General features: G+C 59.4%; 15 protein-coding genes. 11 read left to right on the top strand and 4 right to left on the bottom strand.

Going from position 1 to position 13,261, the window contains the following annotated elements; all coding sequences use genetic code 11:
• Positions 1 to 108: 108 nt before the first annotated feature.
• Positions 109 to 1,149 (bottom strand): patatin-like phospholipase family protein, encoded by a 1,041-nt coding sequence (locus tag ACMXYH_RS23155; protein WP_415765079.1) that lies wholly within the window; start codon positions 1,147 to 1,149, stop codon positions 109 to 111.
• Between the two features lie 222 nt (positions 1,150 to 1,371).
• On the opposite strand from ACMXYH_RS23155, the gene ACMXYH_RS23150 reads away from it, so the two are divergent.
• The 3 genes from ACMXYH_RS23150 to ACMXYH_RS23140 all read left to right on the top strand — a co-directional run bounded on the left by ACMXYH_RS23150 (position 1,372) and on the right by ACMXYH_RS23140 (position 3,535).
• Complete coding sequence (locus ACMXYH_RS23150; protein ID WP_415765078.1) at positions 1,372 to 1,650, top strand: hypothetical protein; 279 nt, start codon at positions 1,372 to 1,374, stop codon at positions 1,648 to 1,650.
• A gap of 45 nt (positions 1,651 to 1,695) precedes the next feature.
• Entirely contained in the window at positions 1,696 to 2,463 is a 768-nt protein-coding gene (locus tag ACMXYH_RS23145; protein ID WP_415765077.1) for a CHAD domain-containing protein, read from the top strand.
• A 274-nt stretch (positions 2,464 to 2,737) separates the two neighbouring features.
• Positions 2,738 to 3,535, top strand: coding sequence for an acyl-CoA thioesterase (locus ACMXYH_RS23140; RefSeq protein WP_129442528.1), 798 nt, complete (start codon positions 2,738 to 2,740; stop codon positions 3,533 to 3,535).
• Here the strand turns inward: ACMXYH_RS23140 and ACMXYH_RS23135 are convergent, their stop codons facing one another.
• Both ACMXYH_RS23135 and ACMXYH_RS23130 read right to left on the bottom strand, forming a co-directional pair.
• Complete coding sequence (locus tag ACMXYH_RS23135; RefSeq protein WP_129442530.1) at positions 3,536 to 3,901, bottom strand: Mpo1-like protein; 366 nt, start codon at positions 3,899 to 3,901, stop codon at positions 3,536 to 3,538.
• 217 nt (positions 3,902 to 4,118) lie between these two features.
• Positions 4,119 to 5,600, bottom strand: coding sequence for a methyl-accepting chemotaxis protein (locus ACMXYH_RS23130; RefSeq protein ID WP_415765075.1), 1,482 nt, complete (start codon positions 5,598 to 5,600; stop codon positions 4,119 to 4,121).
• Between the two features lie 178 nt (positions 5,601 to 5,778).
• Here ACMXYH_RS23130 and ACMXYH_RS23125 point away from each other — a divergent pair, with 178 nt between their 5' ends.
• The 8 genes from ACMXYH_RS23125 (at position 5,779) to ACMXYH_RS23090 (ending at position 12,285) form a co-directional block, all read left to right on the top strand.
• The gene (locus ACMXYH_RS23125; protein WP_415765074.1) at positions 5,779 to 6,309 is read left to right on the top strand and encodes a hypothetical protein; all 531 of its coding nucleotides are present in this window, start codon (positions 5,779 to 5,781) and stop codon (positions 6,307 to 6,309) included.
• 64 nt (positions 6,310 to 6,373) lie between these two features.
• The gene (locus ACMXYH_RS23120) at positions 6,374 to 6,565 is read left to right on the top strand and encodes a PLDc N-terminal domain-containing protein (RefSeq protein ID WP_059404672.1); all 192 of its coding nucleotides are present in this window, start codon (positions 6,374 to 6,376) and stop codon (positions 6,563 to 6,565) included.
• Between the two features lie 252 nt (positions 6,566 to 6,817).
• On the top strand, positions 6,818 to 7,693 hold the full coding sequence (speE, locus tag ACMXYH_RS23115) for a polyamine aminopropyltransferase (RefSeq protein ID WP_056744151.1): 876 nt from the start codon (positions 6,818 to 6,820) through the stop codon (positions 7,691 to 7,693).
• Positions 7,694 to 7,857: 164 nt separating this feature from the next.
• A complete protein-coding gene (locus ACMXYH_RS23110; RefSeq protein ID WP_129442539.1) occupies positions 7,858 to 8,091 on the top strand; it encodes a hypothetical protein in 234 nt (77 codons plus the stop codon).
• 213 nt (positions 8,092 to 8,304) lie between these two features.
• Positions 8,305 to 8,646, top strand: a complete 342-nt coding sequence (locus ACMXYH_RS23105; protein ID WP_415765072.1) for a ribonuclease E inhibitor RraB — start codon at positions 8,305 to 8,307, stop codon at positions 8,644 to 8,646.
• Positions 8,647 to 9,106: 460 nt separating this feature from the next.
• A complete protein-coding gene (locus tag ACMXYH_RS23100) occupies positions 9,107 to 10,516 on the top strand; it encodes a circularly permuted type 2 ATP-grasp protein (protein WP_129442542.1) in 1,410 nt (469 codons plus the stop codon).
• A 12-nt stretch (positions 10,517 to 10,528) separates the two neighbouring features.
• Positions 10,529 to 11,479, top strand: coding sequence for an alpha-E domain-containing protein (locus ACMXYH_RS23095; protein ID WP_008148807.1), 951 nt, complete (start codon positions 10,529 to 10,531; stop codon positions 11,477 to 11,479).
• Complete coding sequence (locus ACMXYH_RS23090; protein ID WP_134421816.1) at positions 11,476 to 12,285, top strand: transglutaminase family protein; 810 nt, start codon at positions 11,476 to 11,478, stop codon at positions 12,283 to 12,285. The genes ACMXYH_RS23095 and ACMXYH_RS23090 overlap by 4 nt, the downstream gene beginning before the upstream one ends.
• Before the next feature lie 120 nt (positions 12,286 to 12,405).
• Here the strand turns inward: ACMXYH_RS23090 and ACMXYH_RS23085 are convergent, their stop codons facing one another.
• The gene (locus ACMXYH_RS23085; protein ID WP_415765069.1) at positions 12,406 to 13,227 is read right to left on the bottom strand and encodes a c-type cytochrome; all 822 of its coding nucleotides are present in this window, start codon (positions 13,225 to 13,227) and stop codon (positions 12,406 to 12,408) included.
• Positions 13,228 to 13,261: the final 34 nt, after the last annotated feature.

Below are 13,261 nucleotides of genomic sequence, written 5' to 3'. Positions count from 1 at the left end.
GTTGTCTGATCCGGCGTCATCGCGAGCAAGCTCGCTCCCACAGGGATATGCATTCCAATGTGGGAGCGAGCTTGCTCGCGATGAGGCCTTTTCATTCACTCGAGAAGTTCAGGAATCCCGCTCATTCTCATACCGATCTAGCGTATCCCGCGCAATCTCCCGCCCTAGCGCGATCAGTTCCGGCGCCTTGTAAAACTCGAAAAACCGGCACACCCGTTTCGGCACGTTGATCAAAATATCCGGCGGATAACCGGCGATCTTGTACTGCGCCAATGAGGTTTGCATCACCTCGAAACTCTGGTTGATCAGATCCAGCAAAGAGGCCGGGCCGACGTTGTCGATGATGAACGAGCCGGTGGCGGACTTAGGTGCGCCGTCGCGTTCAGGGGCGGCTGCCGGTTGCTGGGCTTCGGGTGCGGCGGATTCGATCCACGGGTTGATCTCGGCCGCTTCTGCCATCAACGCTTCCTTTTCCAGCAGCAGCAATTGCTCCGCCTGTTTGCGGCGGAAGGGCAATTTTGAACCGAGCGAGTTGATCAGGCTGTCGAAACGGGTCTTGAACGCCGCCGGGCGCTGGATCACCGGCAGTTGATAGTGGCGCTGGTTGGTGGAATTGAGGTTGACCGCGATGATCAGGTCGCAATGACTCGACACCACCGGCACGATCGGTAACGGGTTGAGGATGCCGCCGTCCACCAGCATGCGGTTGCCCTGCATCACCGGGGTGAACAGGCTGGGAATCGCCGCCGAAGCGCGCATGGCCTGGTGCAGGCATCCTTCCTGAAACCAGATTTCCTGCTGATTGGTCAGGTCGGTGGCTACCGCCGTGTAAGGGATGCGCAAGTCTTCAATATTGATCTCGCCGACGATCTTGCGGATCTGCCCGAAAACCTTCTCCCCGCGAATCGCACCCAGACGAAAACTGACGTCCACCAGACGCAAGACGTCGAGGTAATCAAGGCTTTCGATCCAGTTGCGATATTCGTCGAGTTTACCAGCGGCATAGATCCCGCCGACCACCGCGCCCATGGAACATCCGGCAATGCAGGCAATGTCGTAGCCACGCCGTTCGATTTCTTCAATGACCCCGATATGGGCGTACCCCCGGGCCCCACCTGAGCCCAGCACCAGTGCGACACGCTTTTTCATGAATCGCCCTCGTCTGACAAGGTTCAACAATGCACCCATCGAGGGGCGCGCTTCAATCGCTAAGGTCGTTTCGTGAGGCGAGTGCGTCGTTTTTTCGACACTCCATGGCGGTAGATGGGTATTCTCGCGAGCGCTAAAGTTTCCGCGGTGGGACCAAGGCACTTTTCACGCGCCAGACCGTCTTAACTGCACGACTGTTAACCTATTTTTGAGGTGTGAGTGATGAAAGCCTGGATCTGTGTGTCATTGATTGCCCTGGCCCTCGCCGGTTGCGCCGGCAAAACCGCTTATCGTGACAGCTGCGCCAACGGGATCGATGCGGCGTGGCATGAGCTGGACCTGGCCAAGGCTGAAGGTTTCGCCGGGAATGTCAGTTACTCCAAGGCGCTGTCGCTGTTGACCGGTGCCAAGACCCAGCAGCAATTCGAAGCGTTCGAAGGCTGCGCCAAGAAGGCCGAGAAGGCGCGTTTCTATATTCGTGAGTCGCGCGCCGGCCGTTGAGGCATGATGTAGGCATTAGGGGCAATTCGATTCAGGGAGCAAGTGATGTCTGCCTTGGTTGATCGGTTGGTGGCCCATGTCCTGGGCCTGGAAGTCCGTTTGCTGGCCTGTCAGGCACGCTTGAGTGCGCGCACCGACCCTGAAGCGCTGCACGATCTGCGCACCACGGTTCGCCGTTTGCGCAGTCTGCTGCGGCCATTGCGCGGCTTACCCGGGGTCGAACAGCTGGAAGCGGCGGCGTCCCGGGTCGGCGACTTGACTACGCCGTTGCGCGATCGCGAAGTGTTGGCGGCGTACTTGCTCGAGCATGATCAACCCGAGGCTGCCCATCGGCGCATGGCGCAGATGGCTGAGGCTTACCCAGCGGTCGCTACGAGTCCTGAAGTGGCGCAGTTGCTGATGATCCTCGACGCCTTTCCGCGTTTTCTGCGGGCCTCCCAACGTCAGGGCTTGCTCAAGGGCTTGCGCCGGCGCATCGAAAAACGTTTGGCCAAGCAGTGGAAAAAACTCGACAAAGCCCTGCACGATCCGGCGCATGATCGCCACCGTTTGCGCCTGCTGATCAAGCGTGTGCGTTACGGCATCGAAGCCTATCCCGAACTGGATCGACTGCCGAAAGCGGCGATGCCGCGCTTGAAGTCCGCGCAAGGTGCCTTGGGCGATTGGCACGATTGCTTGCAATGGCTGGCCATGGCCGAGCAGGAAGCCGATTTGCAGCCCTGCGTCGCGGCCTGGAAAACCGCCATGGCCAAGGCCGAAGGCCGCGCCGACCGCGTCCTCGACAAACTCAGCGCCGCCTGTTTCAAATCCTGAAACCACCACAAATCGGGCCTGATCACCCTAGGGGGGGCCACACTGAGCCAATGTGTGTGCGGGCTTGCTCGCGAAAGCGGTCTGTCAGTCACATCTGTTTTGGATGTGCCGCCGTCTTCGCGAGCAAGCCCGCTCCCACATTTGATCACTGTTGAATTTTGAATCGATGTCCGGCACACGGCCTATCTGTCAGCTTCTTTGGCCGGAATAAGCGCTGTGCCACCCCCGCAGGCTGGTTAAGATCCCTTCATCCTTTTCCCGCACCGAGGTTTCCATGCGCTTTTCCGATCTGCTCGACGCTGTCCGCAGCCAGCCGCTGGAGCTGTCTATCCCGGCCGAATGGGCTCAGGGGCGTGCCAGCTTCGGTGGCCTGGTGGCCGCCTTGCAGTACGAAGCCATGCGCGCAAAAGTCCCGGCGGATCGTCCGGTGCGCTCGCTGGCGATCACCTTTGTCGGTCCGGTCGAGCCAGAAGTGCCGGTCAGCTTTGAAGTCGATGTGTTACGCGAAGGCAAAGCGGTCAGCCAGGTGCTGGGTCGGGCAATGCAGAAAGGCCAGGTGGTGACGTTGGTCCAGGGCAGCTTCGGCGCCTCGCGACCGTCGGAGGTGGCGGTGATCGCCGAACCGGCGCCCGAGATGAAACACTGGGACGACTGTCAGGAATTGCCTTACATCAAAGGCGTGACTCCAGAGTTCATGCGGCATCTGGCGATGCGCTGGAGCGTCGGCGGTCTGCCGTTCACCGGCAACAAATCCCGCGAGATGGGCGGCTGGGTGCGCTTGCGTGGCGACGTGAAGGAAGAAGCGGTCAGCGAGGCACATATCCTGGCGCTGGTCGACGCCTGGCCTCCGGCGCTGTTGCCGCACCTGAAAAAACCGGCGATGGGCAGCACGCTGACCTGGACCATCGAATTCGTCCAGCCGTTGCTTGAATTGAGCACGCTGGACTGGTGCAAATACCTCGTCGAGATCGAGCATGCCGCTGACGGCTACGGTCATGCGGCCGCGAAATTGTGGAACGCGGACGGTCAGTTGATTGCCATGAGCCGGCAGACGGTGACGATTTTCGCCTGATCAGTGACGACGGTGGCGCTCACGCCAGGCGCGCCACCAGCCGCCGCTCAGGAAGAACCGTGGGAAGGTCAGAAACTGCTCGACCAGCAAGCGCGACACGGCATCTTTGCGATCACTGAACGGCTCGGAGGCTTGCGCCTCCAGGCGGTGACCGTGGCGTTGCAGGCCGAGGGCGGCGAGCAGGCCAATGACGCCAATCGCGACATTGGCGAAGCTCAGACTGAACACTCCCGAGACAATCAGCAGAAACGCCACGATGAACAGCGGCACGGCAATCAGGTGCAGCACCAGATTGGTCGGGTGCTGGTGATTGTTCGGGTACGCTCGCCATTGCCAGGCGGGAAGGTTGGGGTGACGTTTGCCCATGATGGTAATCCTTGGTTCGTTGAGGCTCTTGAACAAAGAATAGGCCGGGGCAAGCCAGTCGGCGAATCAAGGCTGGCTATCGGAGTGATAGGTGTCATGTTCGGAATTGATGTTAATTGAGCTGACGCCTTCGCGAGCAAGCCCGCTCCCACAGGTAATGCGCAAATATTGAAGTGGCGCTAACCCTGTGGGAGCGGGCTTGCTCGCGAAGGGGTCCTTACAGCTTCAGCTGCCCGATAGCCTTGCTCAACTCCCCGGCCAACGCCGCCAGCTCATTGCTGGTGGTCGCCGACTCCACGGTCTGCTGCACGGTGTTCTCGGTCACATCCCGAATGCTCACCACCGCCCGATTCATCTCTTCCGCCACGTGGCTCTGCTGCTCGGCCGCCACCGCGATCTGCGTGTTGCTTTCACGCATCTGTGCCACGGCGCTGGTGATTTCTGCCAACGCTACGCCGGCCTCCTGAGCCTGCTGCACGCAATCGTCGGCCTTGAACGAGCTTTCCTGCATGAAATCCACCGCGTCCCGAGTCCCTGCCTGCAACGCGGAAACCATGATCGTGATCTCGTCAGTGGAGGTCTGGACACGTTTGGCCAGGTTGCGCACTTCATCGGCAACCACCGCAAAACCGCGACCCATTTCACCGGCACGGGCCGCTTCAATCGCTGCGTTCAGCGCCAGCAGATTGGTCTGCTCGGCGATGCTGTGAATCACACTGACCACGCCGTTGATTTTCTGACTGTCCTCGGCCAGACGTTGAATCATCTCGGCAGTTTGCTGCACCCCGCTGGACAGGCCGGCAATCGACTTCTGCACCCGACTGACCACTTCCTGCCCGCTGCCGGCCAGGGTGTCGGCGGTTTGCGAGAGATCGCGGGTGGCGCCAGCGTGCTGGGCAATGTGATAGACCGTGGCGGTCATTTCGTTGATCGCCGTGGCGGCCTGATCGGTTTCGCTTTGCTGGCCGAGCATGCCGTGACGCACCTCGTTCATGCTCGACGCCAACCGTGCCGCGCCGACATCCAGTTGCCGGGCGGTGCTGGCGACGGTGTTGACCACCCGCTGGTAACCGGCCTGCATGGCGTTGAAGGCATTGGCCATCTGCCCGACTTCGTCAGTGCAGGCCAGCGGCACACGGGCCGACAGGTCACCGGTTTTCTCGACGTGAAGCATCACGTCTTTCAGCGTATTGAGCTGGCTGAGCAGGAAGCGGATCAACAATTGCGAAGCGCCGAGCATCGCCAGCATCAGGATTGCCACCGCCACGGCATAGTTGGGAAAACGCTCGCCAAATACCTGGGTCAGGCTCGGGCCATGGGCAATCACCGCGACCTGATTGCCATCCGTGCGCGTAAACACTTCAGCGCCCATCAACGGGTTGTTGCCGAACAGCGGCATGGCATTGATTCCGACCCAGCCGTTGGAATCGGCCAGTTCCAGTACCGGCTGCCCGTTCAGCAGCGGTGCCTGCCCGCGACTGAAAGTCAGCACGTTATCGGCGTTGGGGAGCGGCTGCCCGGCGGGCCAGGCGTTGAGCAGTCGCGCCTGGGCTTGTGCCGATGCCTGATAAGCATGGCTGCGGGCCTGTTGTTCGAGCTGTACGGCGTACAACACCAGCAGCAAGGTCGTGACGAAGGCGACGGCGTTGACCGCCCAGAATTTGTATTTCAGCGAGATATTGCTAAGCCAGGCACCCATGGAGGTCTTCTCTGATAGCGGAAACAGTTTCGGCAAGGTGCCAGTATTGTGCCGCTACTCAGGGTGCCGGGTCTTGATGTGGGTCAACAATCCCGGCCATGCTCGCGCACAGGAATTGCGGGGCGTAATGCGCTATCCTTCGCGCCTTCAAATTTCCCTCGCTACAGGATTCCGCCCCATGAAAGCCGCACTCGTCGAACTCATCAGCAAAATAAGCTCCGGGTGCATGAGCGATGACGAAATCCTGAAAGTCGCTGACGAAGCGGCCCAGGCCTACGCCGATCCCGAGGCTTTTCTGACGGCCAATCCGGATATCAACTACGACGAAACGTTCCCGATTCCGCTGGGCGAGTGGGTCGTCATCGGCAGTCTTCCGGAGACCGTGCTGTTCCAGGCCGACACCTACATGGACCTGTTCGCCCAGATCGTCGCCTCGTTCGGGCCCGGGGTTGATTTCAATATCAAGCCCAAGCAACTGGCCAAGACTGAAGCCCTGACCGCACTCAATCGCATTCAGGTGCAGATGGGCAGCATGAACAAGGAAAACGGTGGTTACACGCTGATGAACTTCAGTCAGTTGCTCGACGACGAACTGCAAGTGGTGCTGGTCTACGGCAACGACGTGCCGCGCGTACTCGAGTTGTGCGCCAAAGTCGGCATCGCTGCCGCGCCCTCGCTGGAAGCCCTCAAAATCGCCGTCCACGTTTAAAAAACGGAACCCTCGCAAGGCCCGGCTATCCTAAGAGTGCAAACCACTCTTAGGGAGCGACACCATGGGTTCCACGTTCAACGGTCTGATTGGCCTGATTATTCTTGCCCTGGATATCTGGGCGATCATCAACGTGCTCAAAAGTGGTGCCGACACAGGGATGAAAATCATCTGGGTGCTGCTGATCCTGCTGCTGCCGGTGCTGGGCCTGATCATCTGGGCCATTGCCGGGCCACGGGGCAACGTCCGAGTCTGACCGGTTTCCCGGAAACAACACCGAACCTGTGGGAGCGGGCTTGCTCGCGAAGGCTGCGTCACATCCAATATATATGTGACTGACATACCGCTTTCGCGAGCAAGTCGGATCGCCGCACCGCCGCTTCCACATTCGACCTGTCATGTTCCGCAACGTAGAATTCTCGCCTTTCCCGGGGCAATCGAGCTGATCGATTGGCCATCATGGTCGGGTAACCGTCCGTTGCCACCCGCATTCATCGGAGCACTTCCCATGAGCAACACCCCGACCAGCGAGTACCTGGAAACCCTCTACGAAGGCTACGGCCAGCGTTTTCGCATGGAAAAACTGCTGCACGAAGTGCGCACCGAACACCAACACCTGGTGATTTTCGAAAACCCGCGCATGGGCCGCGTCATGGCGCTGGACGGCGTGATCCAGACCACTGAAGCCGACGAATTCATCTACCACGAGATGTTGACCCACGTGCCGATCCTGGCGCATGGCACCGCCAAGCGCGTGCTGATCATCGGTGGCGGTGATGGCGGCATGCTGCGTGAAGTGGCCAAGCACCGCAGCATCGAGCACATCACCATGGTCGAGATCGACGGCACCGTGGTCGACATGTGCAAGGAATTCCTGCCGAACCACTCCAAAGGTGCGTTCGCTGATCCACGCCTGAACCTGGTGATCGACGACGGCATGCGTTTCGTCGCCACCACCACCGAAAAATTCGACGTGATCATTTCCGATTCCACCGACCCGATCGGCCCGGGCGAAGTGCTGTTCTCGGAAAACTTCTACCAGGCCTGCCGTCGCTGCCTGAACGAAGGCGGCATCCTGGTGACCCAGAACGGCACGCCGTTCATGCAAATCGAAGAAGTCAAAACCACCGCCGGGCGCCTGCGCAGCCTGTTCCCGGACTGGCACTTCTATCAGGCGGCCGTGCCGACCTACATCGGTGGCGCCATGACCTTCGCATGGGGCGCGACCAATACCGCCTATCGCAAATTGTCCCGCGAAACCCTGCAGCAGCGCTTCGCCGGCAGCGGCATCATCACCCGCTACTACAATCCGGAAATCCACATCGGCGCGTTCGCCTTGCCGCAATACGTCCTGCAGGCTGTGAACAAGCCTAGCAACGACTGATATCGAGCAAGCCAGAAAAGGGCCCTCTCAGGTTGTGTGAAAACACACCGCAGTTGGCCCTTTTTTCATGCTTCACTTATAGAAGGTCCGGTTGAACGATTGGCCGGGGAAGAATGTCGAGATACATGTAAGCCCATCCATGGGTTTTATCGAGGAGGCACCTGATGCAAAAGTGGAAAGTCACTTTCGTTGATGATCACGGTGAACAAGTTGACGAGGTGTTCGAAAGCGATGAATGCCCGAACAATGAACAAGCCGCGAAGCTCATTCGCGCCCGGTGTCTGCCTGTGGCTGCCGAACTGGACCTCAACGATCTGGAAGGGCGCACCGATGATCCGACTGTCAAAAGTCTGAAGACCCAGTACAGCATTGAAATCCTCAGCATCACGCCAATCTGAACATCTCCTGTCACATTCCTAACCAGGCCTTGGCAGCGGCTCTATCTTGAGGCTACTCTGCAATCGAGATCAGCGAACGGATCGCTAAGGTCTGGTCTTGTCAGCTACATGCTTGCTTCCCACCGGCAACGTTGTTGCCGCATCGCTCGCCCCATTCGGTTGCGAGTGCCGGGAATACGGAAAGTCTATCCATCAGTCTGAGGGGGACGTTTCATGAGCACAGCCTATCAAGAAGACATCAGCACCAGCGTCTTGCGCCGCATGAAAGAAGGCGGCTTCGACTTTTCACGATTCCATCCCATCGAGTTCTACGCCATTTTCCCGGACGAGGAGCGGGCGCGCAGGGCGGCAGGGCATTACTGTGGTGAATCCTTGAATGCACAAATCAGCGTGCGCGACGACGGCGCGTGGTACCTGGAACTGAGCAAAGTGATGTACGCCACCTATGACGGCATCGGCGATTTTGAGCAGAATTTCGAGGCGGTGGTCGAGCCTTTGGGCGGCATCATCGAAGGATGGGGCGTGAAGCAGGAGGTACGAGGGCGACTCGCATAACTTATGAACAGTGACAACACTCAGCAACGGCTGACCTTCGGGTTGGCCGTTTTCGTTTGTGGGTTTGGAAAGATCAAAAGATCGCAGCCTCGTTTCACCTGTAGGAGCTGTCGAGTGAAACGAGGCTGCGATCTCTTGATCGTGTTTTTGATTCATAACGTTTCAAAAACGCAAAAAAAAGCCGCCTGAACAGGCGGCTAAAGGGAAGTTCATCAAGTTTTCCAGCGAATGCGCGGATTATCCGCAGCGACTCCCGGGCAGTGAAATCAACTCTGGCTATGCTGGTGAGAGGCGACAACATTGCTTCGCAATGAAGCGGGGGCGATCAGCTGGGGGCATTTACCGCACAGGATTGGTGCGGTGCGTGCGGTGCGATTATCCAACTGATTGATATCAAAGCGTTTATGCCGATGGCACGGGCTTTGCGAAGCCCAGATGTCCGGGTGACAAGGAGTACGGCATGATCCGCACCTATTTTGATGAGATGTACGATGCCGGCGGCCAGGTCCGCCCGCATTATCGGGAGTTTGCCCGTTGGCTGGCCGAAACGCCTGACGAGCTTTTGGCACAACGGCGACGCGAGGCCGATCTGTTATTTCATCGCGCCGGGATTACATTCACGCTCTATGGTGATGAGCAAGGGACAGAGCGCCTGATTCCCTTCGACACCATCCCCCGCAGCATCCCCGCCAGTGAATGGCGAGTTGTCGAGCGCGGCTGCATTCAGCGGGTCAAGGCGTTGAACATGTTCCTCGCCGACCTCTATCACGAGCAGCGCATAATCAGGGCAGGCATCATTCCGGCCGAGCAGGTGCTGGCCAACGAGCAATACCAGTTGGCGATGCAAGGGCTGGATTTGCACCGCGATATCTATTCCCACATCTCCGGTGTCGATCTGGTGCGCGATGGCGACGGCACGTACTACGTGCTTGAAGACAATCTTCGTACACCGAGCGGCGTCAGCTACATGCTGGAAGACCGCAAGATGATGATGCGGCTGTTCCCCGAGTTGTTCGCGGCCCAGCGCATTGCCCCTATCGACCACTATCCGAACCTGTTGCTCGACACCCTGAAAAGCTCCAGCCCGATTGATAACCCGAGCGTGGTGGTACTGACGCCGGGTCGTTTCAACAGCGCGTTCTTTGAACATGCGTTTCTGGCGCGGGAAATGGGCGTTGAGCTGGTGGAAGGCGCGGACCTGTTCGTGCGGGATGACAAGGTGTTCATGCGCACCACGGACGGGCCGAAAGCCGTCGATGTGATCTACCGTCGCCTCGACGATGCATTCCTTGATCCGTTGGCGTTCAACCCGGACTCGATGCTTGGCGTTCCAGGGCTGCTGTCGTCGTACCGCTCCGGCAATGTCGTGCTGGCAAATGCCATCGGCACCGGGGTCGCGGACGACAAGTCGGTGTATCCATTCGTCACGGACATGATCCGTTTCTACCTGGATGAAGAGCCGATTCTGAAGAATGTGCCGACGTGGCAGTGTCGTAATCCCTCTGAATTGTCCCACGTACTGGCCAATCTTCCGGAATTGGTGGTCAAGGAAACCCAGGGCTCCGGCGGTTACGGAATGCTGGTCGGGCCGGCGGCGACGGCGGCGGAAATCGAGTCTTTCCGCGCGCGGATCAAAGCCAAGCCCCATGCGTACATCGCGCAACCGACGTTGTCCCTGTCGACCTGTCCGACCTTTGTCGAAAACGGCATCGCTCCACGCCACATCGACCTGCGTCCGTTTGTATTGTCTGGCCGCGAAACCCGGGTTGTGCCTGGCGGTTTGACCCGTGTTGCCCTGCGCGAAGGCTCTCTGGTGGTGAATTCATCCCAAGGCGGCGGAACCAAGGACACCTGGGTGGTCGAGGATTGAAGGAAGCCTGCCATGTTAAGTAGAACTGCCTCGGATTTGTATTGGATGTCGCGTTACCTGGAGCGGGCGGAAAACCTCGCACGGATGCTCGACATCAGTTATTCGCTGTCGCTGATGCCACAGGATGGCCGCGGTGATGGCCTGCATGAACTCGCCATGCCGTTGTTGATCACCGGCACCCTGGACGATTACCTGGAGCGTCACGGCGAATTGCATGCTGAACGGCTGCTGCATTTCTTCGCCCTGGACGCGGCCAACCCGGCGAGCATCTACAGCTGCCTCGGCGCTGCGCGGGCCAGTGCCCATGCGGTGCGTGGGCGAATCACCGCCGACATGTGGGAAAACATCAATGCCACCTGGCTGGAAATTCGTGGGATAGCTGATCAAGGCTTGAGTCGCTACGGCATGAGCCGTTTCTGCGAGTGGATCAAGGAACGTTCCCACCTGTTCCGCGGCGCGTCCTACGGCACGATCATGCGTAACGATGCGTTTCGCTTTATTCGTCTGGGAACGTTTATCGAAAGGGCCGACAACACGTTGCGCCTGCTCGACGCCCGCTACGAAATGGCTGGCGATCAGGCCGAGGCGGTCAGCGATGGCACCGCTCACGCGTATTACCAGTGGAGTGCTTTGCTGCGGGCGTTGTCCTCGTTCGAGGCCTACACCGAGATCTACCGCGATGCGCCCGGCGCCCGGCATGTGGCCGAGTTGCTGTTGCTGCGTGCTGACGTTCCGCGTTCATTGCGAGCCTGCACAGAAGAAATCGACCAGATCCTTGCCCAATTGCCGGGGGCCAATGGCCGTCCCGCGCAACGCCTGGCAGCGGAAATGGACGCACGCCTGCGCTACACCGGCATCACCGAAATTCTCGACGAAGGCCTGCACGCCTGGCTGACCGAGTTCATCCCGCTGGTACGCCAGTTGGGTAACGCCATACACAGTTCCTACCTGGAGGCTGCATGAGACTTTCCATTAGCCACGAGACCACCTATCACTACGAAGATCAGGTGCGGGCGAGCATCCAGTACCTGCGACTGACACCCCACGACAGCGAGCGCCAGCATGTGCTCAGCTGGCAGCTCGACTTGCCGCGCCCGGTGCGCGCGCAACTCGATCCGTTCGGCAACATCCTGCACGTGCTGACCCTGGACGAGCCTCACGAGGCGATCATCATCGGCGCCCGGGGTCAGGTGGACATCGACGAATTGCGTGAGGCGGAGCATGAAAGCCAGTCGGCGCTGCCGTTCTTGCGCTTCACGCGCCTGACCGAAGCCGACGAAGCCCTGCGTGCGTTCGCCGAGAAGGAGTGCAAGCAACGCCGGGATCGCACGGCGTTGATCGACTTGATGCATGGCCTGAACCAGCACATGACCTACACGCCGGGCTCCACCGAAGTGGACACCAGCGCCGCCCAGGCCTTCGCCGGGCGTTCGGGCGTCTGCCAGGACCACACCCACGCGTTTCTCGCCTGCGCTCGCAGCCTGGGCATTCCTTCGCGTTATGTGTCGGGCTATTTGTACAGCGAGAACAGCGAACACCTGGCCAGTCACGCTTGGGCGGAAGCCTGGCTCGACGACGCCTGGTACAGCTTTGACGTGACCAATGAATTGGCGCGGCCTGAGCGTCATCTGAAACTGGCGGTGGGCCTGGATTACCTGGATGCCTGCCCGGTACGTGGCATGCGGCGTGGCGGTGGTTGCGAGCAGATGCATGCGAAAGTGTTTGTGTCGCCAACACCATTACCGGTTATCTCCGTCCAGCAGCAGTAAACCGATATACCACACCCCCCTGTGGGAGCGAGCTTGCTCGCGATAGCGTCGTATCAGCCAGCACTTCTGTGACTGATACACCGCCATCGCGAGCAAGCTCGCTCCCACAGGGGAATGATGTCAGGGTTTAACCTTGCGCCCAGCCATATGCTTCAAATACCCCACCAACCTCTCCAGATCCCCGTCCGGCAACACCGTCGCCGAAAACCCGGGCATCTTCGCCTGTGGCCACTGGCGCAAGCTCTGCGGATCACGAATGTAGCGCTTGAGGAAATCCGCGCCGAAGTACTCGGTCGGGTTAAACGGAATATTCAGGTCCGGCCCGAACTGCGCATCCCCGGCGCCGTTCAATCGATGGCACGCCAGGCAATTCTTCTGAAACAGCGCAAAGCCCTTATTCACCGGATCGTCAGCCTTCAACGCCGGATCGGGCAGCAGGGCAGGGAAGCGCTCGGCCACCGGTGCCAAGCGCTTGATGCTCGCCACTTGAAATGGCCATTGCTCGGGGCTGATATCGCTCGCCTGAGGATCGGTCCAGACCAGATAGAACGGCCCGGCGCCGGGTTTGCCTTCCGACAGCGGTGGCCACGGCTTGGCGGGTTCTTCAATCGCCAACCATGCGCGCGCACCCTGGGTATTGAGCAATGGCGCAGCCGACAGTTCTGCGGCAAAACCATCTAGGGCTACCGCCTGTAAATGGTCTTCAGGCTTGATGCCCGTCAACAACGCAGCCACCGGAACAGCGCGATAACTCATGTCCCGTTTGTAGGAAACGTCGTTGCTGATGGTGATGGTCTGAACCTGAGGATGCTTTAGCAATTCTTCGGTTTGCCAGGTGCGACTGCTCGCGCCCAGCTCAAGGTTCAGCTGTGCGGCAGACAGAGGCGTGCTGAGCAGCAAGGCCCCGAAAAGAATGAGCGTTTTCAAGTGATCGCCGTCCATGTCGTGGAAGTGCCGTAAAGGTTGGCACACCCAC

Origin of the sequence: Pseudomonas frigoris (assembly GCF_047758635.1) — a bacterium.
GTDB lineage: Bacteria > Pseudomonadota > Gammaproteobacteria > Pseudomonadales > Pseudomonadaceae > Aquipseudomonas > Aquipseudomonas frigoris.
Note: the sequence above shows the minus strand (reverse complement) of the source record. Positions and strands in the feature narration are given on the sequence as shown.